20 protein-coding genes and 1 tRNA gene are annotated in these 24,660 nt (G+C 51.1%); 9 read left to right on the plus strand and 12 right to left on the minus strand.

Going from position 1 to position 24,660, the window contains the following annotated elements; genetic code table 11:
• Nucleotides 1-2: 2 nt before the first annotated feature.
• Entirely contained in the window at nt 3-875 is an 873-nt protein-coding gene (locus ACN4EK_RS23400; RefSeq protein WP_431660726.1) for a pentapeptide repeat-containing protein, read from the plus strand.
• 192 nt (nt 876-1,067) lie between these two features.
• Here the strand turns inward: ACN4EK_RS23400 and ACN4EK_RS23405 are convergent, their stop codons facing one another.
• From ACN4EK_RS23405 to ribBA, 3 genes are all read right to left on the minus strand, one after another.
• Nucleotides 1,068-1,424, minus strand: coding sequence for a hypothetical protein (locus ACN4EK_RS23405; protein ID WP_431660727.1), 357 nt, complete (start codon nt 1,422-1,424; stop codon nt 1,068-1,070).
• An 899-nt stretch (nt 1,425-2,323) separates the two neighbouring features.
• Nucleotides 2,324-2,488 (minus strand): metallothionein, encoded by a 165-nt coding sequence (locus tag ACN4EK_RS23410; RefSeq protein ID WP_431660728.1) that lies wholly within the window; start codon nt 2,486-2,488, stop codon nt 2,324-2,326.
• 261 nt (nt 2,489-2,749) lie between these two features.
• Nucleotides 2,750-4,444, minus strand: coding sequence for a bifunctional 3,4-dihydroxy-2-butanone-4-phosphate synthase/GTP cyclohydrolase II (gene ribBA, locus ACN4EK_RS23415; protein ID WP_431660729.1), 1,695 nt, complete (start codon nt 4,442-4,444; stop codon nt 2,750-2,752).
• Nucleotides 4,445-4,683: 239 nt separating this feature from the next.
• On the opposite strand from ribBA, the gene argC reads away from it, so the two are divergent.
• The 4 genes from argC (at nt 4,684) to ACN4EK_RS23435 (ending at nt 7,671) form a co-directional block, all read left to right on the plus strand.
• Nucleotides 4,684-5,742, plus strand: a complete 1,059-nt coding sequence (gene argC / locus ACN4EK_RS23420) for an N-acetyl-gamma-glutamyl-phosphate reductase (protein ID WP_431660730.1) — start codon at nt 4,684-4,686, stop codon at nt 5,740-5,742.
• Nucleotides 5,743-5,868: 126 nt separating this feature from the next.
• A complete protein-coding gene (locus ACN4EK_RS23425) occupies nt 5,869-6,672 on the plus strand; it encodes a M23 family metallopeptidase (protein WP_431660731.1) in 804 nt (267 codons plus the stop codon).
• Nucleotides 6,673-6,726: 54 nt separating this feature from the next.
• Nucleotides 6,727-7,533 (plus strand): acyl-ACP--UDP-N-acetylglucosamine O-acyltransferase, encoded by an 807-nt coding sequence (gene lpxA, locus ACN4EK_RS23430; RefSeq protein ID WP_431660732.1) that lies wholly within the window; start codon nt 6,727-6,729, stop codon nt 7,531-7,533.
• A 65-nt stretch (nt 7,534-7,598) separates the two neighbouring features.
• Nucleotides 7,599-7,671: transfer RNA gene (locus ACN4EK_RS23435), tRNA-Arg, on the plus strand.
• 6 nt (nt 7,672-7,677) lie between these two features.
• Here ACN4EK_RS23435 and ACN4EK_RS23440 read toward each other — a convergent pair.
• On the minus strand, nt 7,678-9,876 hold the full coding sequence (locus ACN4EK_RS23440) for a DUF4912 domain-containing protein (protein ID WP_431660733.1): 2,199 nt from the start codon (nt 9,874-9,876) through the stop codon (nt 7,678-7,680).
• 214 nt (nt 9,877-10,090) lie between these two features.
• On the opposite strand from ACN4EK_RS23440, the gene ACN4EK_RS23445 reads away from it, so the two are divergent.
• Both ACN4EK_RS23445 and ACN4EK_RS23450 read left to right on the plus strand, forming a co-directional pair.
• Entirely contained in the window at nt 10,091-10,978 is an 888-nt protein-coding gene (locus ACN4EK_RS23445; RefSeq protein WP_431660734.1) for a 3D domain-containing protein, read from the plus strand.
• Nucleotides 10,979-10,996: 18 nt separating this feature from the next.
• A complete protein-coding gene (locus ACN4EK_RS23450; RefSeq protein WP_431660735.1) occupies nt 10,997-12,034 on the plus strand; it encodes a DNA-methyltransferase in 1,038 nt (345 codons plus the stop codon).
• Here the strand turns inward: ACN4EK_RS23450 and rpsU are convergent.
• The 6 genes from rpsU to ddpX form a co-directional block, all read right to left on the minus strand.
• A complete protein-coding gene (gene rpsU, locus ACN4EK_RS23455; protein ID WP_431660736.1) occupies nt 12,031-12,219 on the minus strand; it encodes a 30S ribosomal protein S21 in 189 nt (62 codons plus the stop codon). The two genes, ACN4EK_RS23450 and rpsU, sit on opposite strands and share 4 nt — an antisense overlap.
• Before the next feature lie 140 nt (nt 12,220-12,359).
• Nucleotides 12,360-12,668, minus strand: a complete 309-nt coding sequence (locus ACN4EK_RS23460; RefSeq protein WP_431660737.1) for an RNA recognition motif domain-containing protein — start codon at nt 12,666-12,668, stop codon at nt 12,360-12,362.
• Between the two features lie 151 nt (nt 12,669-12,819).
• The gene (locus ACN4EK_RS23465) at nt 12,820-14,079 is read right to left on the minus strand and encodes a glycosyltransferase (protein ID WP_431660738.1); all 1,260 of its coding nucleotides are present in this window, start codon (nt 14,077-14,079) and stop codon (nt 12,820-12,822) included.
• A gap of 97 nt (nt 14,080-14,176) precedes the next feature.
• Nucleotides 14,177-14,806, minus strand: coding sequence for a ribonuclease H-like domain-containing protein (locus ACN4EK_RS23470; protein WP_431660739.1), 630 nt, complete (start codon nt 14,804-14,806; stop codon nt 14,177-14,179).
• A 73-nt stretch (nt 14,807-14,879) separates the two neighbouring features.
• Nucleotides 14,880-16,373 carry a hypothetical protein gene (locus tag ACN4EK_RS23475; RefSeq protein ID WP_431660740.1) on the minus strand — a complete coding sequence of 498 codons (1,494 nt, stop codon included), beginning with the start codon at nt 16,371-16,373 and terminating at the stop codon, nt 14,880-14,882.
• Nucleotides 16,374-16,486: 113 nt separating this feature from the next.
• Entirely contained in the window at nt 16,487-17,248 is a 762-nt protein-coding gene (gene ddpX, locus ACN4EK_RS23480) for a D-alanyl-D-alanine dipeptidase (protein ID WP_431660741.1), read from the minus strand.
• Nucleotides 17,249-17,423: 175 nt separating this feature from the next.
• Here ddpX and ACN4EK_RS23485 point away from each other — a divergent pair, with 175 nt between their 5' ends.
• Nucleotides 17,424-18,896 carry a TldD/PmbA family protein gene (locus tag ACN4EK_RS23485; protein WP_431660742.1) on the plus strand — a complete coding sequence of 491 codons (1,473 nt, stop codon included), beginning with the start codon at nt 17,424-17,426 and terminating at the stop codon, nt 18,894-18,896.
• 332 nt (nt 18,897-19,228) lie between these two features.
• A complete protein-coding gene (locus ACN4EK_RS23490) occupies nt 19,229-20,572 on the plus strand; it encodes a TldD/PmbA family protein (protein WP_431660743.1) in 1,344 nt (447 codons plus the stop codon).
• 14 nt (nt 20,573-20,586) lie between these two features.
• Here the strand turns inward: ACN4EK_RS23490 and ACN4EK_RS23495 are convergent, their stop codons facing one another.
• Entirely contained in the window at nt 20,587-21,582 is a 996-nt protein-coding gene (locus tag ACN4EK_RS23495) for a pentapeptide repeat-containing protein (protein WP_431660744.1), read from the minus strand.
• A gap of 55 nt (nt 21,583-21,637) precedes the next feature.
• Entirely contained in the window at nt 21,638-24,088 is a 2,451-nt protein-coding gene (locus tag ACN4EK_RS23500) for an adenylate/guanylate cyclase domain-containing protein (RefSeq protein WP_431660753.1), read from the minus strand.
• Nucleotides 24,089-24,660: the final 572 nt, after the last annotated feature.

The following is a 24,660-nucleotide window of genomic DNA, read 5'->3' on the forward strand; positions in this document are numbered from 1 at the left end:
CGATGGTGAACTTTACACAGATTGCCCTGTTGCAGCAAGGGATTGAAGCCTGGGAAACTTGGCGATCGCAGCATCCCCAGGCAGAATTAAACTTAAGCGGAGCAGATCTGCGGGGAGTGAACCTACAGGGGATCAACCTTAAAGGCGCTAATCTCAGTGGGGCAAATTTGGCAGGTGCCAATCTCCGGGCAGCCACGTTAAATATTGCCAATCTCAGTCAGGCAATCTTGACGGACACCATTCTGACCGAGGCAGACATGGTAGATGCGGTACTGGTTGCCGCCAACTTGACCCAAGCCCATTTAGACAATACCAATTTGATTGGGGCAGACCTGCGATCGGCAACCCTACAAGCCGCCAGCTTAACCGGGGCAAACCTGATTGGCACCGAACTCCGTCGCGCCAATTTGCGATCGGCTGACTTAACCAACGCCGATCTGTGTCGCACCGATTTGAGTGAGGCAATTTTGCTCAAGGCAGATCTGGGACACGCCAATTTGAGTGGAGCCAATCTGCATCAAGCCGAACTGAGTGAAACCCATTTATATCGAGCAATTTTTCACAAAGCGAACCTGAGTGCCGCCCATTTAAACGGGGCTTACCTGTATGGAGCCGACCTTAGCGAAGCCGTGTTGACTACCGCCGATCTACGCTGGGCAATATTACGACAGGCAAATTTAAGTCTGGCTGATTGCCGCCAAGCCTCATTACAGGGGGCGACTCTGCGAGGAGCCAGGATGCTACATACAGATCTACGCGGTACTGATCTGCGAGGCATACAGATCCATCACACTGATTTCACTGGGGCGATCGTCGATGACACCACCTTAATCAATAATCCATTAGCAACCAGGAATGGACGATCGCCCAATTAGATCACTTCTCAGTAGCCAGGTGAAATTAATTGTGAGATGCCAGCCTTTTGCCCTCACCCCCAACCTCTCTCCCAACACTGGGCGAGGGGAGCCAATCTTAGCCCCCTTCTCCCAAATTTGGGAGAAGGGGGTTGAGGGATGAGGGCAGTTTCAGTATGGTCAGTTTAATTACGCCCACCTACTTAGACTAAATTAGCCGAACCAATCCGAAGGAGACAGACCGGAATCAACTTCCGATGGAATGTGATGACCGACCCAATCCGCATTATCTTCAATCACTTTAGGAATGCCTTCCGCTACCTTTTCTCGTAATTGATTCCGCACTGGTTTTGGCACCAGAGCCCGATCAATCACAACAAACTCCTCCTCATCTTCTTCTACCAATCCGTAACATACTGGGGCGGAATTCAGCACATAAGTAATTAACTTTTGCCGCATTTCCGGAATAGCGTATGCCTTACGGTAAGGGTGATAGTGTTGATGTTCTAAAGCCGTTTCGATCGCCTCAACGATCAGTGGTAATGCCAAATTAGTAATTGTTCTAGACATTTTATTACCCCCCAGCTTGCCGAGTCAGAATTGATGATGAAACTTTTACTAGCGTTTTAAACGTTTCCGACAGAACATCCAGCCCAATTTCTGCACCCAATCAGCTAATCCAAATCAACCTCAACTTCATTGATTTGCACATTCAGTTGGAACAAGTTTAGTCCTGTAGCGAAGAAACCCGATGCCGAGAATTCACAACCCTCTAACCACCGAAAGAGGCTCCTCATTGCAATAACGGTTGGACAACTTAAACCTGGGGGTAAGGTATAACTTGTTCCTAAAACCCACCTCACAGTCTCAGTTTTTCATCGGAGATGGTCACGAAAACCAGAATCAGATTACTGCGATAACCGACTATAGGCAGACCCGATCAGTTACGTCAGAAAGCGCGATCATCGCGATACTTTGTAGGGAGAAATGGTTTGACGGTTTTGACGGTAATGTTAGGGAACAAACGGATATCATCCTGCTATTTTGATAGTAATTTCTAGAAAACGCGGCTACTCAATCTCTTTACAAGAATTATTACTAGGTTTTCTTAAAAAATGTAGCATTTTATATTGTTATTTATATTGATTGGCGATCGCTAACGGCAGCAGAATCCAGCTTATAGTTCCGCCTGATCCAATTTTCCTGGGCAGATCTGTCTAATTAGGACTGAGCCAACCATTTTCCCTGCTAATCCGCGATCGTCACCGGATTTCCCCCCAACCCTACAGGCATAGTTTCTATTAGGAAATATTACGAATTTACAGCGTTCTCTGAAATGGCTTGGAGGCGATCGGAGGAAGATGGGTGCAATCGAGAGTAGGGACAAAGCCTTGAGATCACAGACTCTGCAAGAATGGCATAGACTTTTATCCCCCTACTTTGCCCCTACTCAAACTTCAATAACTACATTACTGGCAACCACAGCCCGTATGCCCACACCCCTTGCCATCGGGATGCCCATTCGCACAGGCTTCGCTGCAATACGCCTTCTCATCCTTCATTACGGCATCGCTGAGCGACACAACGCATAAACAGGGTTCACAAGCACACTTCATTTGAGTTACGTCGGTCATTGCTTTTAGCCTCAATTCAACTTATGTTCACTATAACATCTGAACAGACGTTCATATATTAATTTGCAAAACTTCATCACTCGACTTTAGACTAAATGCAATTTTCCGCTATATGTAAGGGCGAACGGCCGTTTGCCCCTCCTAAATATGGGGTATTTTTTGAATTAGTCTAAACTTCAGTCATCAGGCTATGACTCGCTCCGATGAACCGGTTCATCGCGATGCTTGGCTAACCATCCCTGCTAGATCGCCACTTCAGCCTTAACTGGACTCGTGGGTAAAGCTATAGACAATTTGAGTCTCCAAATTGCCAAAGATTGATGAGGGTTTCTGGTGTAGCGAAAACTGCTGTCGATCGAGTTGTACCTGCAATCCGGTCAACGGGTCAGAGCCAGACGAAATAATGAAGGTCAATTGGCTGATCTGGGGCAAGGTGACTAATTGATCCAGAATATCAGCGATCGCTTGCACATAGGGATGCTCTGGCAATCGATACCACTCCGGATCATTGATCACCGATTGCTCAAACCCTAAATGGGCAATTAAGGCAGAACTACCAAACAAAGCTACGGCAACTGGTCGGACTTCTTCCTGCAACAGCAGTTCCTGATTTTTTGCCAGACTCCGTAAGGTTTCCAGACGGTTGTAGCGTTCCGAGACAGATAACGGTTCATCTGCCCATTGCAGGGCGATCGTCACTAAATAGCTGCGTAGAAACCAGTGACCTAACTTTTCGGCTTTAGCCGCTAAATAGCCAGAATTATACGAAGTCGCTTCAATCAGTAACGGGACGCGATCGACCATTTCCAGACCATAGCCTTTCAGTCCGGCGATCTTACGCGGATTGTTTGTTACCAACCGGAGTTGCTTCACGCCCAAATCATTCAGAATTTGCGCTCCCACCCCGTAGTCCCGCAGGTCTGCCGGAAAGCCTAAGCGTTCATTCGCTTCGACCGTATCCAATCCCATATCTTGCAGGGAGTAGGCTTTTAGCTTATTGACTAAGCCAATGCCGCGCCCTTCCTGTTTCAGGTAGACGACCACGCCCATCCCCGCATTTTCAATCATTTTCAGGGCAGCTTGCAGTTGCATCCGGCAATCACACCGCAGGGAACCCAACGCATCCCCCGTCAAACATTCCGAGTGGACTCGTACCATCACCGCCTGGTCTTTGAACGTGGCGGGATCGCCTTTAACGATCGCCACATGCTCCGAGTTATCCAGTAAGTTGCGGTAGCCATAAATCTGGAATTGCCCAAATTGCGACGGTAAATCTGCCACCGTCTCTCGACAAACAAACCGCTCATGTTGCAGGCGATAACTGATCAGATCGGCAATACTAATAATTCTGAGTTGATGGGTGCGAGCGTACTCGATCAGTTCTGGCAATCGTGCCATTGAGCCATCCGCATTCTGAATTTCGCAAATCACCCCTGCCGGATACAGCCCCGCTAATCGCGCCAGGTCAACCGCCGCTTCGGTGTGCCCCGCCCGTTTTAACACGCCTCCTTCCCGCGCCCGAATCGGAAACACATGCCCCGGTCGCCGCAAATCATCCGGTCGGGTGGAGGGATTAATCGCAATTTGGATGGTTCTGGCACGATCGTCTGCCGAAATTCCCGTCGTCACTCCAGCGCTAGGTGAGGCATCAATACTGACTGTAAACGCCGTCTGGTTACTATCGGTGTTCTTGCTTACCATTAACGGTAGATCGAGTTCGTCTAACCGAGTTCCCGTCATGGCTAGACAAATCAAGCCTCTGGCATACACAGCCATGAAGTTAATCAGATCCGGAGTAGCGAACTGCGCAGCGCAAATCAAATCGCCTTCATTTTCGCGGTTCTCATCATCCACGACCACGATCGCTCGACCGGCTTTTAAGTCGGCTAATGCCGCTTCAATGTCATCAAATTGAAACGGAACTGATTGAGATGTATCGACACTAGAAACGTTCAACGCTGTGGCACCGTAAAGTTTCTTTAAACTTACTCATACGTTTAAATTCTAGTCCCTTTGGGAGAGATGGGGGAGACGCAGGGGATCAGGCAGGCGAGGAAGATGAGGAAACAAAAAGTTCAGGAATGAAAAAGATGAAGGATTCCTGAGAGAACCCCTATTGCTCCTACCCAAATTTGTGCCCCGGTACTACAATGCAGCAAAGTTGTGTGAATCAACCTGGAAGAAGGTAAGGCATCATGGGGGATTTGGGACGCGTACCCGTTGGTATAGTTGGCGCTTCGGGGTACGGCGGTGTGCAGTTGGTACGGCTTCTGATGGATCACCCCTATCTGGAGTTAGCATATTTGGGTGGCGAAAGCAGTGCGGGGCAGTCCTTTTCTGATTTGTATCCCCATTTTGGGCATCAGATTCAGCAGCCGATCGAGCCAATCGATCTGGAACAGATTGCCAATCGCTGCCAGGTGGTTTTTCTGTCCTTACCGAATGGGTTAGCCTGCAAAATGGCACCAACCCTGCTGGAAAAAGGCTGTAAGGTGTTGGATCTGTCGGCAGACTATCGATTTTCTGAATTAAGCATTTATAGCTCCTGGTATGGGGTTGATCGCACGGATCAAGCCGTCGCCGAAACCGCCATTTATGGGTTGCCAGAACTATACCGCGATCGCATTGCCGGGGCACAGTTGATCGGTTGTCCCGGCTGCTACCCGACCGCCAGCCTATTGGCACTGTCTCCTTTACTCAAACAAGGGTTGATTGTCCCCGAAACCGCGATCATTGATGCCAAATCGGGCACATCGGGGGGAGGACGGCAAGCCAAAACTAACATGTTGCTGGCAGAAGCCGATAGCTCGTTGGGCGCATATAACGTCGCTCGCCATCGTCACACTCCAGAGATTGAACAAATTTGTAGTGATTTGGCAGGACATGAGGTATTAGTCCAATTTACCCCCCATTTAATTCCCATGCCTCGGGGCATTTTGGCGACCGTCTACGCTACCCTGCGGGATCCCGGACTGGTACGGGAAGATTTGCTGACTATCTACAGTGCCTTTTATCGCAGTTCACCCTGGGTGAGAGTGTTACCCAGTGGGACTTATCCCCAAACCAAATGGGCAACAGGCACAAACCTCTGCTACATCGGCTTGGAAGTTGATCCACGAACCGCGCGAGTCATTGTCATGTCCGCGATCGATAACCTGATGAAAGGTCAAGCGGGTCAGGCAATCCAGTGCCTCAACCTGATGATGGGTTGGGATGAAACCCTGGGACTCCCGAAAATGGCATTTTATCCCTGAGGGATCTAGTCAAACTAGAACCTTTGTACTATCATAAAAGTAATCTCAGGTTTTCCCCTCGAGATCTCCCCCCCCTCGCCCCCCTACCTTTAGGGGGGTGCTCTTATGTCAGGGGGATTGTAGTGCTTGGCAATTGGTATCCCCATGAATCAATGGCTATTGGTTGTAGGTATCAGCCTGATCTGTTTGGTTTGCGCTGGAGCCGCCTGGGGAGCCAGAAGCACACTTGAACAGTGGGCATGGAGCTTAGCGCCAGCCGATTCCCGCTATGTCCCCGATCCCAAGGACATTGATTTCTATTACCCCTTGCCAGAGGTCGTGCCTGTCACCAGTAACTTTGGCTGGCGCACCCATCCAATTTATGGCGATCGACGGCTGCATTCGGGAATTGATTTAGGGGCACCGGAAGGTATGCCAGCCCTAGCCGCGCACTCTGGTTGGGTGAAGCAAGCGGGATGGCTGAGTGGCTACGGCAATACGGTGATTTTGGAATATGCCGATGGCAAGTATCAGACGCTCTATGCTCACTTATCAGAAGTGCTGGTGAAGGAAAATGATCCGGTGAAAGCCCGTCAGGTGATCGGCTTAGTTGGCAGTACGGGCGGTGTCACAGGGCCGCATTTGCATTTTGAACTGTTACGCAAAACCGCCAATGATTGGGTCGCCGTCAATCCCGGTAGTCAAATTCAAGCGGTGGAAGCCTATGTAACCATCAAGCCCTCCGAGTCGAAATCTCCGCCGCCCGTAGCAACTGCGCCGAATCCAAGCCCATCCAGTTCACTGTCATCAGAACCACCTGCGAGTGCCAACGCCCCGATCGCACCTATCAATAGCCCTCCTTCCCCTGCCGAGACAATCGCTCAATCCCCGGATGTCACAGCCTCATCGCCCGACAATATCGCCCTGGACTTCGATCCACCTACTCAATAATTGCCACCAACCTGTACCCTATACCCTATAGGTATGACGAAGGACAGAAGTTTCGTGGACATTCATCCCACCGCCGTGGTTGATCCCAGAGCCGAATTGGGAACCGGAGTAACAATTGGGGCGTTTTCCTACATCGATCGCGATGTCAAGATTGGCGACAATACAACGATCGATCACCATGTCACGATCCTGCCCTACACCACAGTTGGGAATGACTGTCACATTCACTCTGGCGCAATCTTGGGTGATTTGCCGCAGGATCTCGCTTTTCAGGAAGCAACCAGTTATGTCCAGATTGGGCATCAATGTGTGATCCGGGAAGGCGTGACCGTCCATCGGGGCACGAAGGCAGACAGTATGACGATTGTTGGCGATGGCTGTTTGCTGATGGCATTTAGTCACGTTGCCCATAATGCCCGCTTAGGTAATCAGGTAATTCTCTCGAATGGGGCATTGGTGGCGGGATATGCGGAAGTCGGCGATCGTGCGTTTATTAGTGGCAATTGCTTAATCCACCAATTTACTCGGGTCGGTCGGTTAGTGATGATGACAGGCGGATCGGCAATCCAAAAAGATGTGCCCCCGTTTTGTATGACTCGCAGTGTCAGTCCGAATACGATCATGGGCTTGAATATTGTCGGGCTGCGACGAGCCGGATTTAGTGCGGACGATCGCCGTCAACTGAAGCAAGCCTTCCGAGTGCTGTATCAATCGGGCTTGAATGTGTCGCAAGCGGTCGATCGCTTAGAACGCGACTTTGATTCTGAAGCGGTGCGCGAACTGTGCGACTTTATCAAATCCTCGAAACGCGGCATTTGTAAGTTCTTCAAACGGGGAACTCGCGAAGATGACGAGGAATAATTCGTAGAACAATTTACCGAAATTATCCGTTGTCACCGTGAAGATGTTATACTGACACGGTACGAGGGCATGTAGCTCAGTGGATAGAGCATCAGGTTCCGGTCCTGAGGGTCGGGGGTTCGAATCCCTCCATGCTCGTTATAACTAAAACCATTCCTCAAAGGCATCATCTTTGGTGTTGGTATGTCGATGGGGAGTGTTCCGGTTAAATTCCATGTGGATCGATCGCGTTTGTTCGCCATCTGCCGCGATCGCCAAAATTGGGAAATCTAACTTGCCATCCTGGAAGGACATTTGTAGCCGGAATGTGCCATCAGGATTGAGAGAGATCGGACGACCACCAATCATTAATGTCGCATCCGGTTCAGTTGCCCCATAGACAATCAATTCTGCATCAGCAATTAACCAGAACTTGCGCGATCGGATAGGGGGAGCAGAAGCCGAAAAGCCTAAGCCAAACCCGGACATGCCAATGCCCGACATCGACATACCGATCCCTGACATCCCCATCCCAGAGGTCGTCAGTCCAGATAGACCCAAACCGGACGTACTATACATCCCCACCCCTGACATTCCCATCCCAGAGGTCGTCAGTCCGGATGAACCGACTCCAGACACCATTCCCACACCCGACATCATCCCGACCCCAGACATCATGCCAGCACCGGAAGGGTACATACTGAACGAACTGACCCCCTGTTGCATAGAGCCATACAGGGAACCTGCCAGCCGTTGAGCCGCTGCCACCTGCGATAAATTAAACAGTTTTTCATACAGGTCAGGATTCCGGGTCGGGGCATCGGGCGGCACCAGATCCAAAAACACCCGACCCCGCAAATCATCATCCCAGGAGAGCGTGAGCAATTGCTCATCTGACCAGTTCGTTGGGTACAGCGGTGGCATGTGGGCAGGAGCCGATCGCGCCAGCAGTAACCAGCGACCATCCTCCGTCAGATAGCCAATCTCAGCAATATAATCGCGATCGCTGACAGGAATCGGTAAATGCCAATCGCGGGTTAGTTCGTCACACTCATATTGTTGGAGATTATGGGGATTCTGCTCACTTAAATCAATGCCCGTCACATCGTATAACCGCAGCGCTAATCGTTGCCCACCTTGTTGCCGCAGCGCTTGCTTATGGCTGTCTGGGGTGTCCCAATAGGCGTAAGCCCACTGCGGATCACGCGGCATCAGAATAATTTGGCTTTGATCATAGCCACCCGGTAACTCCGACAGACCTTCATCCACTGCCGCTAAGGCTTCTTGGCTCAGATCCGGTTGTCCCACATCAAACTTAGTGGCTTCTACAGTGGACTGCGCTAAATCCGGATCAGTCGGCTCCGGAGTAACATCTCCATCAGATTGCTCCGTCCAGGCAAGCGCCTCCACACCAGCCGCCCATGCCGTTCCCGGTAAACCAGACTCCAACGGTAGCTGATCAGCAGGCACGATCGTCTCTGGAGAAATTTCTGCGGCTACAGTATCCGAGTCTGCTAGAGCATCCAGTTCGGTCACAACGACCGGATCTTCCGCCGAGGGACTCGCCAACAATTCCGCTCCTGCCAATGCCACAGAAAACTCTACACTGGGAGGCTCCGGCTCCGGTTCAACCACTTCGATGGCAGGCTCTACCACAGGTGGCTCAGCCATTGCTGGCGGTTCAGGCATTTCCGCGATCGCAGCATTCGGTGGCTCAGGTAGTGCCTCTTCTGGCGGCGTATCAACAGTCTGCCGATTGTCAATAATGACGATCGGGGGCTCCACCCCTGGCTGATCTGCCGGAACAATAGTGTCAGGCGAAATGATGTCCTCGGAACTGCTGGGCGGAACTGGTTCGCTAATTGCAGCCGACTCGGCAGTAGGAGCGATCGGAGGAACATCAGCCGTACCCACTGGCGGAACCGGGGTGGCAGGCAATACTTCCGTTGCCACAGGTGGTACTTCGGGCGCTGGCGTGGGAGGTACAAGGGGAGATGGTGCGATCGGCTCTGGTGTAGGGGCAGTTGCAGCACGATCGCTCACTGGCGGAGTAGCCACCCGACGAGAACGCCGACGTTCCCACCAGGTCAAGCCAGCAATCATCAGAATCGGAACTAACCACACCCACCAGGGCGGATTACCAGAGGTCGCCGATTGCACAGGTGCAGGGGTTGTCTGAGGTGCAGCCGTTGTAGGAGCCGTTGCGTCTGGTGCGGCTGTCCCGGTTGGTGAAACAGTAGAAGTGGGAACCTGTGCCACTACTGGAGATTTCCCCAGGGCAGCAGCCGGTAACTTAGTTGGGGTAGCCAGGACAACTATCAGCGCTAGAGCGACAACCGAAGCATCTTGTTTGGGAACCATCATGGACTGACTATGGGTGACTGAATAGCTGGAGAACTTGGCGAACAGCGGATGAATTGACCTGAGATCAAATTAAGTTCTTTGAAAAAGCCGTGCCAATTATACAGCCCTTCTGTTAAGAGACAAGAACCGAGGCAAAAATTGCGGAGAGCGGATTAACTGTGCCACTTTAATTGACCCCCTGTAGACTGGATGGGGATCACGCTGGAATGTCTTCATGTCCTTTTCTGTTCACTCCAGACTGGCACTAATCCCGTCATTAATCGGTAGTACAATCCACATTCTGCCAGCTCACGCCCTACCCCAGTTGTCCCCTCAGCCCCACCGCATTCTCTTCAGTCAAGCAATTTTCTATACAACACCCATCTCCAGAACCCCCAGTTACCAACCCAGTAGACCCTTCTTGCCCCCCGCCGATCGCTGGCTACCGATTCGTTCTCCCATCCAGCAATTACATGCCCGCCCCCTAACGCTCTGGGCAACGTATTACTATGTTTATCAGGCTCGACCAACGGCAAATGGCTTACCCTTACTAGATCCCGCAGGCACTCCGTTAAGTCCACCTTTATCCGTTCGCGATTGGTGTTATGCCGCCCTTCAGGGAACCGTACAAGTCACCGATGTTCAGGAACGCACAACCACCTATAATTTTGCCGGACGTGGGGATATCCCCCAGACCGATTGTTCGCCCTTTTTCTCCAGTCTGTCGGCAACGGTAGCCGATAAAGTCAGCCGGGTGCGCTTTACCCCGATCGCCAGCAAGTATGGTCGCGGAGCCAAGGGGGTTGAGTTAGTGCCATACCGCACGATCGCGGTCGATCCAACCCTGATTCCATTCGGTTCGGTCGTCTATATCCCTCAGGCAAACGGACAGGTGATCACCTTACCATCCGGTCAGCAGGTGATCCATGATGGCTATTTTTATGCGGCGGATACGGGTAGCGCGATCGTCGGCAATCATATTGATGTGTTTCTGGGCACGAACCCTCAAAATCCGTTTCCCTTCGTCACCAGCAAACCCAATGGTGAATTTGCCGCCTATGTGGTTGAAGATACTGCAATTACCCAAGCTCTCCAAGGGCTACACCAACCAATTCCGAGATAATTTTAGGAGTGTGCTATTGTGACCGAGGATGTTGAGAACGGAGTACCCGAGCAGTCGGACAACCGCCTCACCTGTCCCATCTCCCCATCTGCCCCATCCCCTCAACGGGCTCCGCTCAACCGCACCCTCACCTTAAGTTGCAGCGATCGGGAGCGGCTGAGATCGCGTCTAATCCGAGAATTTCCCCATTCAAGATCCACGACTATGCCGCAGGGCACGATTTGTGGCGACTGTTTGCAATGGGCGGATTACTTGCCGCCGCAAGGGATTGATTTATTGTTTCTCGATCCGCCCTATAACCTGACCAAAACCTTTCATGGTCAACGGTTTTCGCGTCAAACGATCGAAGCCTATACAGTGTGGCTGGATGATGTGATCACTAAACTCCGCCCCTTACTGAAACCCACTGCATCGATTTACTTGTGCGGAGACTGGTTTTCGTCAATCTCCATCTTTGCCGTCGCGGCTACCCATTTCACGGTACGCAATCGGATTACCTGGGAGCGAGAAAAGGGGCGAGGGGCTAAGTCTAACTGGAAGAATGCCAGTGAAGATATTTGGTTTTGTACCCTGTCCGATCGCTACACCTTTAATGTGGAGGCGGTGAAATTGCGCCGCAAGGTACTGGCTCCCTATCGTCAAGCCGATGGCAGTCCGAAAGACTGGCGATCGACGGCAGGAGGCAATTTCCGGGATACCCATCCGTCCAATTTGTGGACGGATATCACGGTTCCGTTCTGGTCAATGCCCGAGAACACCGATCATCCCACCCAAAAAAGTGAAAAACTACTGGCTCGGATCATCCTTGCCAGTAGTAATCCAGAGGATCTCGTCTTTGATCCGTTTTTAGGTAGTGGCACAACCTCGGTCGTGGCTAAAAAGCTGGGTCGGCGCTATCTGGGCATTGAACAGCAGGAAGACTATTGCCTACTTGCCGAAAAGCGCCTGGAACTTGTAGAACAAGACACGACGATCCAAGGGTATGCCGAAGGCGTATTCTGGGAGCGCAATACCTCGATCGCGCGGAAGGAGACGGAATCATCCAACCTGGATTAGTGGTTGTAGCTGCGTCTACGGTAGCGACTCCGGGCGATCGCTTTACGCTTCTCTTTCTCCAACGGGGTTTCAAAATGACGGTTTTTACGCAAATCTTGCAGAATACCGGCTCTAGAAACCTGCCGTCTAAACCGCCGTAATGCCGATTCGATCCCTTCGTTTTCGCCTAGAACGACCTGCGTCATCTCATATACTCCTCGCGTAGTGTGACAGTTGTGATTCCAAATAAAATTCGACCTTCAACCAAAATTGAGCGATGGCTGAACTATGGATGAAGAATTTTCGAGTTGAAGTGTTGATACCAATGCCGAGATTAAATTATCCGTTAGAACCGACGATCGTTGCGACGGTTCCCACCACCACTCCAACCACCTCCCGCAGAACTTCTGTCCTCCCGGGGTTTCGCCTTACTGACTTTCAGATCCCGTCCTAACCATTCCGCTCCATCCAGGGCTTCGATCGCAGCGGCTTCTTCTTCATCTGATTTCATTTCCACAAAGGCAAAGCCACGCATCCGCCCTGTTTCTCGATCCGTTGGTAGCTGTACTCGGTTTACTGTACCGTATTCACTAAAAACTTCTACCAAGTCATCCTGAGTGACTTGATAGGACAAGTTACCAACATAAATTGACATAGAGCGTCTCCAAACTCAAAAAATGTGAGGCTTAAATTCGGAGCACCGCTCACGAGAGAAACGAATTACCACCCGAAAATAATTCCTGCTCACCCAGCATAACATGGGGTTTAAATTCCAGGCAGCACAGAACTCTGGAAGGTTAGGCGATTTATTTGACCTGGGTTACACGCCAACTCAACTTTAAATTAACCCAAAAGTTCCAAAGGGTGACGATCGCGATCGCCAGCAAATTTGCCATGTAACGATTGATGCCAAATCCGTTAAAGAACAAATTTAACAGCAGGACATTTAAGCCCAATCCGGCTAAACAAATCAGGTTGAATTTGAGCAACCGCTTCAGCCGACAGCGCCAGTTTTGTTGTTGCCGGGAAATATCCCCAAACGTCCAGCGATCGTTCCAGATAAAGTTGTTGATAATGGCAACCTCGGCGGCAATCAGCTTACTGCGAGTTAAGCCCCATGCCAGCGTACTCGGATCACTGAGCAAATACAACATCACCATATCGACCAATACCCCACTCAGCCCCACCACCCCAAACCGCAGAAAGCGTCCCAGCGGAAACTGGAAGCGTTGGCGCAGTCGGGTGATTCGTCCCCGCGATCGCAACTTGAGTAAATGCAGAATGTACTCGACATACTGTCGCCAGGTGACTTTGCTTTGCCCTTCCTGGCGTTCCTGAAACACATAGCCCACTTCCGCAACCTGTTGGATCTCGCCCCGTCCCAAGACTTCAATCAGGATTTTGTACCCCATCGGATTCAGCAGGTGTCCCGCGATCGCCCGACGACGTACCATAAAGTAACCACTCATGGGATCAGACACCCGACCCACCACCTGCGGGAGAATCAGCAGTCCTAGCAATTGTGCTCCTCGGGATAAAAATCGCCGGAGCAAGCCCCAATTGCTCACACCACCGCCCTCGACATGCCGACTGGCGACCGCCAAATCCGCCCCTTGCCGCATCGCCGTCAACAAATGCAGCAGGGTTTCGGGGGGATGTTGTAAGTCACCATCAATTACGCCCAACACTTGCCCCTGCGCCACCTGCCAGCCCCGAATTACCGCCGTCGATAAGCCCTGTTCCGTCTGCCGCCGCATCACTTGTAGTTGTGGATAACAGTGTTGTAACTCCTGTGCCAGTTCCCAGGTGTGATCGGGACTATTATCATCCACCACGATCAATTCGTAATCGTTCGGAAGGACTTCATCCAGCAAATAGCTCACCTGTTGGATTAATGCCGCTAAATTCCGACTCTCGTTATAGGTGGGGATAATTAACGAGAAATAAATGGTTCGAGTTGGCTCAACCGAAGGCGGCTGGGTGGGAGGCGCGATCGCGGCTAAATTCGGGACTTGCAGGGCTCCAGTGGGCACTGGCACCAGGGAGGCAATGGGACTGACTTTCATGGATGGGCGATCGCAAACACTCGTTATTATTGGGCAGGAGAATCAACGGTTTGGCTGATTGGCTTCGAGCAGAGCCGAGTGACATTAACCGGATAAATTAATGCTCAAATATACCTGAATACTGTAGAAGATCCAGCGAGACGATCGTTGGGAGGCATTGAAAACACTGCTGCGCTAATTCCCAGCGGTCTTCGCGCCGTAACATCTCTGTCAATTTCTCGGACACTGCAATTAAGTAGCGAACATCATTTGAGGCATAACGCAGTTGCTCGTCAGACAGATTCCCCGCATTGCCCCAATCGGAACTTTGGGCACTTTTGTCTAACTCAATCCCAGTTAGTTCGAGCACCACATCTTTCAACCCATGCTTAGGCGAATAGGTGCGAGCTAGCTTACTGGCAATCTTGGTACAGAACACAGGCGATACCTGAATTCCCAGGTGATAGCGTAATGCCCCAATATCAAAGCGGGCATAGTGGAACAGTTTCAGGACGGTAGACGATTCTAATAAGTGCCTTAAGTTAGGAGCCGATCGCTGCCCCCGGGCGATTCGTATCACTGTGACATGCCCCCCTCGGTCGCAAAGTTGCACTAGACAGAGGCGATCGCGCTGCGGCAGTAAGCCCATAGTTTCGGTATCAACCGCCAGAGCATCCGTTTGTAAATACTCTGTCAGTTGGGCATCCGTTAAATCCTCATCACAAATTTGAAAGTCTTGTAATGCCATCAGCAGCCAGGGCTAGGGTACAGGGAATAGGGTACAGGGAAGAGCGGCGTTTTCCAACTCCTTGATTTTAGGCTTAGGGCAGATCAAGCGGAGATGACTCCAGCCGTTGCAGCAGCTTGGTAATTTTGGTGATGTCACCGGGTTTTGTCTTGGGTTGTTGCTTTAACCAGGCGATCGCCCGAGTGCGATCGATCCGAGCAGCGACCCAGAGAGCCCCCCAGGTTTTCGCTTCTAGCTGACTGGGATTCACCCGTAATGCGGCTTTCACGCGTTTTTCTAGCCGCCCCACATCCGCTTTCAGCAACGTTCGGGTTTCCAGGCTGGTTTCTGGCGAGGATTCAAACACCTGCAAGGCATTCGCCCAACGTCCATCGATTAAATCCGCTAATACTTGCTGACTGGGACTTGCCCAGGATTGGTTTGCCTGGGTTTCGGTCGCTTGACTGTGCCAACGCACCAAATCCATTTGGGCTTGAGCCTGGGCAGACCATTGCTTAGGTTTACCTGCCTGCGTCAACGTCTGGAACCACTGCCAGCTTTCCGACCATAACCCCCCACGTGCTAAAGTCAATGCCGTTTGGTATGTGGCATCACTGAGGAAAAATTCCGCCAGGGAAATCGGCTCCAGTTGCAGGGGACTGGGTCGGAAGTTGAGCGGTTTGACCTGATAAATCTCAAACTGTGGCTCCATCCCGATCGTTTGATCCACAACCAACTCAGCCGTACCCTCGCCAGTAATTTCTCGCCACTCCGGTAAATGTCCGGCGGGACTGGTCCACGGTAACTTGGCACTAAGATGTAACTGCTCGGGATTGTAGTAAATTACCTGTCCGTAGGCGATCGTGGCATCTCCCTGATCCCACTGCCCACTCAATAACAACCAGACTCCAGGTTGGGGCACCTTCCCCTCAAACCGTTGCCATTTTGTTAGAGGTAGCACCGTACTGGAACCCTGATCCACCGATCTAGCATTGACTAACGGCGCAATCACAAAGGATTCTTCTAAACCAGCGATCGGGAGTTGGTTGATCAATTGATAGCGTTGTTCCGGTTGTCCTTGAAGAGATGGGGCGATCGAGCTTGCCTGATACAGTCGGAGTTCAACAATTTGCTCACAATGGTTAGAACAATTCGGGCGTTTGGCTAACACGGGAATCAACACATCCGTAACGGGGCTACCATCCCAAGCACTCTGATTTTTCCCTAATGGTAAGGGTTCACCCAGGATTTGTTCCTGCCGCTTCACCTCAGCCCTCAGTTCCGCTAAGGTCTTAGGTGGTTTTGCTCCACTCACTTCCGCCGGAATCCAACCCGGTATCCACTGATTGATCCAGAGTAGTTGCTGGGGATTCACAATTAACTGAATACTGAGCCGGACACTTCCGAAAATGCACCCTCCAGCCGCTAGTAACAATAGCAATGACCAAAACCAGCCCCACTGCCACCTTTTCGCAGGTTTAGGCTTGGCAGGCGTTCGAGGGGCAGAGGGTCGGATGGTGGCGGGAGGAGATTGTTTAGCCGATCGCGGGACAACTTTAGTAGCGACATGACGGGAGCGGTTTGCCATGCTCGGACGATCGATGAGGTGAATGTCTGCACTACTGTAGCCCTAATTTCCCCAAATGCTCCGAGTTACCGACCAAAGTTCATAACTCTCGCCCCGTCACCGGGATAAATTGATTAGACTTTCACGTTTTCTAACGGGACATCCATCACCTGGTATTGTTGCCAATTCTGCCCATCAAAGTGCCACCATTCCGTAGGGAGGGCAATAAACCCATGTTGAGTCATCGTCTGGTGGAGAATTTGACGGTTGCGGCGGGATTGGGCGCTGCCCCCCGCATAGTCCAAATGCGCCCGATCGCTAAAATCATCAAAATCGGTTGGCATCTCTAGCTCTTGCCCTTCGCGATCGACCAGGGTGACATCCACGGCAGACCCCCGATTATGGCGAGAACCAACAGCAGGATTAGCGACATAGCGACTATCTGGCATAATCTGCCACATCTTGCGTTGCACCGCCAGAGGACGATAGCAGTCATAGACCTTTAACCCCAATCCCTGGGACTCCAGATCCACCTGGACTTGAGCTAAATCTGCGGCGATCGCCGCTCGCAATAAGCACCGCGCCTGCGAATACAGGGGACGGCGAGTAAAGTTATTGGGTGTCGCGTAACGAATATCAAGCCGAATTTTAGGATTAATCGAGTGAATATCCACCAGGCGATCGACCGCCGTACTAACAGGCTGAGTCGGTAACGTTGTCTCCGTTGGGGAGACACTCTCCTTGGGTGCGGAAATTGCCTCTGACCCCGAATCGGCAACTGAGTTGGACGCTAGCGGCTTGGTTGGTTGGAGTTGGCAAGCAATCACCACGGCGATTAGGGTACTCAGTAAACCATACCGTATCCACTTTTTCAGTCGGATCTGGGGCAATTTCATTGGTAGTTACACTCTTTCAACTACAAGAATATTCTTTATCTCCAGCTTAATTTTGAAATCTAAAAGTCTGATAAAGCTCGGCTTGGCAATTGTCTCTGCCATGTTCCCCAAATGCCCTTTATAGTGGGAAAAGAGTACCCGCGTGATTGCCGATCGCAGACAACGAGGCTGATTTATGATTGCGACTCCTCTCCTTCGCTCCAAAGAACTGCCCCATCTGGACTATACATTTACGCCCGATCGCTTCGATGCGACCTGGGCATCTCCCCTAGCGACTTTGCTGGGATTAGGGCGGGCAGCCGGAGCCGATTTTGTTGAATTTTTCTTAGAGCGGGTGAATTACATCAGTAGTCTGGCAGAGGATGATGCCATCACCAGCATTTCGCCACGGTTGTCTACAGGGGCAGGAGTTCGGGTATTCCGAGGCACTGCCGATTGCTACGTCAGCACCAATGACCTGTCGTTTACTGGACTCAAAACGGCTTTAGAAAAAGGTTTATCTATTCTGGGCTTGCAACTGCCAGCACCAGGATCATTTGTTCCAGAGATCAACTTGGAACCCCTACGGGATTATGGCAACCTCCGGGGTAAGGATAGTTGGCTAACCCAATGCAGTTCCATGCGGGAAACAGGCGATATTCTCTTAGCCGCTAACGATTGCCTGTCGAAAAAAGCCACCCATGTCCAGTCCCGCCGCGCCGTGTATTTTCGAGATTGGCAGGAAGTGTTAGTTGCCTCCAGTGATGGCACGTTCGCCAGAGATATTCGCCTGACCCAATCGGTGGGCTACAGTTTGCTGTGTGCGGATGGTGCCCATCGCACGTCGATCAGTGAACGGGCAGGCAACACTGGCGATCCTAAGTTCTTACACCATTGGAACTATGAAACAGTCGCGGCAAGTGTGGCAGAGTCGGCGGGTAGAATGCTGTATGCCGATTACGTTGAGTCGGGCACTTACCCGATCGTCATGGCGAATAAATTCGGTGGCGTGATCTTCCATGAAGCCTGTGGGCACTTGCTGGAAACGACCCAGGTGGAAAAACGCACGACTCCGTTCCATGACAAGAAAGGTGAGAAGATTGCCCACGAAAGTTTAACCGCCTGGGATGAAGGACTGACTGATGATGCTTTTGGCACGATCGACATGGACGATGAAGGGATGCCTGCTCAACGCACGTTGTTGATTGAAAAAGGGATCTTGAAAAACTTCATTTCCGATCGCGCTGGATATTTGCGAACCGGACATCCCCGTACCGGTAGTGGTCGTCGCCAAAATTACACCTTTGCCGCCGCCTCCCGGATGCGTAACACCTATATTGCCCCCGGAGATTACGCGGTTGATGATCTGTTTGCCTCGATCGACAAAGGGATCTACTGCAAAAAGATGGGCGGCGGTAGTGTCGGAGCCACCGGACAGTTTAACTTCTCTGTGGATGAAGCCTATTTGATTGAGAACGGTAAGCTGACCAAACCCCTCAAAGGTGCCACCTTAATCGGGGAAGCAAAGGAGATCATGAATAAAATCTCCATGTGTTCCAATGATCTGGATCTGGCAGCAGGCTTCTGCGGTTCCGTCAGTGGCAGTGTCTACGTCACCGTGGGACAACCCCACATTAAGGTGGACTCGATTACCGTGGGCGGACGCTAACTTCAAACCATAGATTCTATATAGAATCTCGTTCCCTTTCCCTTTCGGATTACTGTGTACACGCATTTCTTGGATTTTGTCAGGACTCTGCATTTTGCCCCCTAGCCCCCCAATGCTGGGGGGAATCAGTCGTTCAAAGTCCCCCAGTATTGGGGGCTTAAAGCCCTGCGGGCATACCAGAAAAGGGGGCGCAGAGAACTTAAACGGAGTCCGACTTGACTTTTGTATACACGGTAGCCTTCAGGGAAAATTGATAGGCTTCAAAGTTCCCAAATGTGAGGACTTTTAGAGACTAGACCTTCTGGACTTTTAGCTACAAAGTATTAGCCACTATGACGACCAAGATTCAAGAGATTGCCAGCCACGCCCAGGAAGAAGCCAAGAAACTGGGAATTGCTAAGTTCGACATTTTTGGTTCCACGATCGACGAAACCAGTGCCAAAGTCGATCAAGGTAAACCCGATCAGGTGAAAGCCTCAAATCGTTCCAGTGTCACGGTTAGAGTCTGGAATGAAGCTGGCACCATGGGCATTACTTCCACTACGGATGTTGATCCAACTGGACTGGAGTTGGCGTTGAAAACGGCCTACGAAGCCAGTTTCTTTGGGGTGAAGGAGAATGTGCCGGATTTCAGTCCGTTGGCCACCGAGCCATTAGCCAAAGAATTAAATGATAAAGTTGCCCCTGTGGGGGTTCCTGAATTACTTGATCATTTAATTGATGTCGAGCAGCGATTAGTCAACGGGCATCTGGCGATCGTCTCGGTTCCCTATAACGGGCTGGCACAACGGGAAGTCGATCGGTTTTATCTCAATAGTGCCGGTTCCCTGCGGACAGAAGCCTACTCGACCGCCTCGATCTACCTCTATAGCAAAACCGAGCAAGAGGGGAAAAAGCCGCGCAGTGCGGGAGCCTTCCGCCTCAGTCGGGGAGTTCCCACACTCGACATTGAGGGGTGTTTGAACGAAACTCTGGACAAAACCATTAGCCATCTCAATTATGAAAAGATTGCCAGTGGTAAATACACCGTCGTCTTTTCCCCCGAAGCCTTCCTGAGTTTGTTGGATGCGTTTTCTAACCTGTTTAACGCCCAAAACATTCTCGATAAACAAAGCCTCTCTACGCCGGAGTCTCTCGGTACAACGATCGCCTCGCCCCTGTTATCGGTCTATGATGATGCGCTGCATCCCGATAATGTCGCAATTACCACCTTTGATGGTGAAGGCACGCCCACTCGCCGCACTCCGTTAGTGACCAATGGCGTATTAAGCGGATTTTTACATAGTGCTGGGACTGCCAAACGCTTTAACACACAACCAACTGGACATGCCAACATTGGCGCGAAGGTGACGGTCAGCCCCCATTTTTACCATGTGGTTTCTGAAGCGGCTCCAGCCCAAACCTACAGTCTAGAGACGGCTGATAATGTGGTGTTGATCGATGACCTCCATGCCCTCCATGCCGGAGTGCAGGCACTTCAGGGGTCTTTCTCACTCCCGTTTGATGGTTGGCTGATCCAGAATGGTCAACGCACCAGTATTGAATCGGCTACCGTCGCCGGTGACTTTCTACAAGTGCTGCAATCCATTCTTTATATTGAGGATCATGCCGAACTGACCCCCGCCGGAATTTGTCCGCGCATCTGGGTGGAAGGGCTCTCCATCACTGGCGAGTAGATGACTGGCGTAGTTCACTCATGAATCGAACCATCCGGCATCGTCGCGCCCCGCAGTTCGGCTCCGGCTAAATTGGCACTACTGAGTTCCGCCTTTGCTAAATTAGCATCGGTTAAATTCGCGCCTCGGAGTTCCGCTCGCCCCAGGTAGGCATCAATTAAACTTGCCTCAGTCAGGTCAGCCTCCCGTAGATCTGCCCGACTCAAATCGGCTCGGTTCAGTCGGGCAGATCTCAACGTGACTTTATTCAACTTGGCTTTTGCTAACACGGCAGCGGCTAATAACGCCCAATTCATTTGAGCACCCATCAAGTTAGCTTCGGTCAAATTCGCCCGCTCTAGCTTGCCGTTGGTAATGTTCGCCTGACTGAGATTCGCTTCCACCAAAATCGCATCAGTGAGGAAAGTTCCGCGTAAATCTGCCCCGTTCAGATTTGCCCCCGTCAGGTTCGCCTCCCGCAAACTGGCTTCACTCAAGTTTGCCTTACGCAGGTTGGCTCGACTCAGATCGGCTCCATTCAAATTCGCGCCCCGTAAATCGGCATTCTGTAAATCGGCTCCCCGCAAATTTGCCCCGTCATAGCACCGTTTCTCGTACCGTAAATTGGCTCCGCGCAGGCAGGCTCCGCGCAGATTAGCACCCGCCAGATTCACATTACGCAGGTCAGCACTAATTAAATTGGCATCCAGGAGGTTTGCCAGGGTAATATTTGCCCCCCGCAGGTCGGCTCCATACAGGATAGCGCCATGTAAATCGGCATCCTGAAGATTGGCATTGATTAATTCTGCTTGGCTGAGATTCGCGCCACTCAATTTAGCGCCCATTAAATTAGTTCGGCTCAGGTTTGCCCGGTTCAAGTAGGCAAAGATCAAGCTCGCATGATGCAGATCACTCTCAGTCAGATCAGCCCCAATTAAATCGGCTCCACTTAAGTTGATGCCACTCAGGCTTTCCCCCTGGAAATCAACTTCGCCAGCGCTATATCGGGTTAACAACTCATTGACATCCATAGCACCCCTGGGTTGCAGTTAGTCAGTCTGTGACAGATTCGGGCGGAGTTTCCAGCTAGCCAGGTGGAGTTTTGACTTCGTCTGCTACTGGATGAGGGTTGGTTGTCGGCAGGAGATGAGTTCGATCGCCGGTATCAGCAGGAGCAGCGGCACGAGGCGGCGAAGTGGTCAGAGGATGGGTGCGATCATTGAGTTCAGTGGCTGGATCGGTCATCAGTTCGGGGTTAACAACTAAATGAGTTCGCTCATTGGGGTGGGAAGGGGAAGCTTCCAACACCGTTGCCTCGGCTGGTTCACCCCCTAACCCCGCCGGGGGAGCCGCTAACTGACAGGTATAGTCCTCATCATCATGAGCTTTGGCAAATTCTAAGGTGGTTTGCTCAAACTCATCTAAACCTAACCGCGTCTCTTCATCCGGTTCACCCAGCAGTGCTGCCGGACTGCCATGTAAGTAGAGCGATCGCAGCGCTTTAATCAAGGCATCTGCCGTCTGCACATTTTGCTCAGGCTCCTGTAGCCGTCGTGCGGCTTCATACAGTAAAAGCTCTAGATCGGTATAGGTTTTACAGGTATAAAGCAGCGATCGGAGTAAGCCATCTAACTCGTACATCTTTAAGGTGAGCCAATCCTGATGATTGTAGGTAAAGTCAGTATGCAGGGCAGAAAAAATCAGGATTTTTGTCCGCAGCGGATTGGCATACTTCATAATCCCCAACCGAATATCAAATAAACTGAGCGGCTGCGGTTGGGCTGGCGGTGGCGGTTGAGCCGGTGGCGGCGTGAATGGAGCCGATGGACTGACCGGCGGTGCACTGACTTCAGCCTCCTGGATCGGCTCTGGGGGCGAAGCGGCAACTGCAACAGGCATGGGTTGAGCCGTATATAAGAGACTCATGTGACTGAGGGTAGCTCGGGCGATCGCGGCATATTCAGCTTGTTTACTGACGGTTTTGACGATCGCGCCCAAGGTTGCCTGTAATTGCTCCAGCGTCAACGCATGACTATGGAGTTCCTGCACTAAGGCGGCTGTACCTAAACTCGCTAACCGCGCCGGATCACTCTCCCACTGCATCCGGCAGGCATAGAGCATCAATTTCTTGATTCGCAGGTGATCGGGATGACGATCAAGTGCCGCCGCGACAAATTTATAGCGATCGGTTTGTTCTGAGAGGTCGAGTTGGTACGTGGACGATGGTAGGGGGGGCGATTCTGGCGAAGCTGGACCTGTGGTAACGACAGTCGGCTGTCCGCCAGCAGGGACAGACGGAGTCGAGGCTCCCTCATACAGCCGTTGCAATTTACTCAGCAATAAATTGGCAATGAGGGAATATTCAGCTTGTTTATTCAGGGTTTGGACAAAGCTGGAGATCACACTGTTTAAGCGATCAAAGGTTGGTGCCAGTTGATGGAGTTCCTGTACTAACCTGGGCAAACTCACACTGTCTAATTGCACCTGATCATTCTCCCATCGCCGTCGGCACACATAAAACAGCAGTTTTTTGGCCCGGGGTAGAACATCACTATGCTGTTGTAATTCTTGCGCCACGCGATCGTAGATCGTCGGTAAATCTTCTGCTGGTAAATCGGGAATACTAATCGCTTGAGTCACATCACCCGCCGCGTGAGCCAACCGTACTCGCCGGGATTGAGCCTCATCCGCATTCAGTTGGGCAACCTCACTTAAAATAATATTGGCGATTAAAGAATACTCCGTTTGTTTACTCAGCGTGTTGACCGCCGCATCCAAAAATCCGCGCAATTGTTCTGGGCTGGGCGCTAACTGATGCAGTTCTTGCACTAGATCTCGAATCGTCAGGGCATCTAATTGTTGGTGATCATTCTCCCAACGGTTTTTACAAACATAAAATAAAAGCTTTTTAATTCGGGCTAGATGAGGATTGCGTTCCAGGTTACGCACTACCTGACTGTAGGGATCAGCCAACTGCGGTTCCGGTTCCAACAAAATTTTGTAGATCGGCACCACTTCCCGAATATTTTTCAGTTCTCGGGGCCCCAAATAGCGTGTCTCTAGATGCAGATTGGCTTTGACCACGTCATAGACCGTCTGGGAAACACAAATTCCCCCAGGGTCAGCTTCCGTCTGTAAGCGAGCCGCAATATTCACACCATTGCCCATTACATCGGTTTCCGTGATGAAAATATCGGCTAGATGAATGCCGATTCGGTGTTTCAGCGTATCGTTTGCCGATCGCGTCGCCGCATGTTCGGCAATCTCTTTCTGAATTTCGATCGCACATTCGACCGCTTTTACAGCACTAGAAAAGCACATTAATAGCCCATCACCTGTGAACTTGAGGACACGCCCCTCAAGCTGTTCACAGATCCGCTTCATTAACTTTAGGTCACGACGGATCAGGTCAAGTGTATGGTCTTCATCCACTGACATTCTGGCACTGAACCCTACGCAATCCGTAAAGACAACGGTAGCGAGTGTTCGGTGGCCCCTTAGATCGGATGTCAGGATCTCGTTTTCCATGAGGATCATCACCGGCAAACAGAGTTCAGGTCACGAGTGTATCAGTAGTAGAGTAGAGCGCAAGCCATAAGTAGCCAAGCGATGCACCTGTATCAATTGAGACGTTATGTGAACTAGCCTAGCGATCGTTCAAATTAAGTTGACTTGCTCAAATGAACCATTCGCTCAACCCAAGTCGCTAGTTCGCCTCAGGTCAATTTCGGAAGCGAGGGTTCTCGATCTTCCACTTATAGAGTGCCCTAATCTCCTCACTTTTGCACGATTACCTCAAAAATCACTCAACACATTTGATCTATGCAATCATTAACAATCTGCCAATTATAGCCAGGAACATCGATTCATTCCGAGCAGCCACCGTTCACCAATACGGAATAGCCGGTAGCGAAAATAACCGATTTTTTTCTATCACCTCGTTAAAACAGGCATTCTATCAAGTCAGCTTCAGCATAATTACACAATTGAGTGATTTCATTCATACCAGCAATTTTTACACTAGAGAATAGTTCACCCTCATCCCCCCACTCATCCTGACGCAGGAATCAGTAGGGTCTGAGAGAAGAACGTTCTCAGTTAGAGCGATG

The sequence above is a fragment of the Pantanalinema rosaneae CENA516 genome, from assembly GCF_050753385.1.
GTDB classification, from domain to species: Bacteria; Cyanobacteriota; Cyanobacteriia; order Leptolyngbyales; family Leptolyngbyaceae; genus Pantanalinema; species Pantanalinema rosaneae.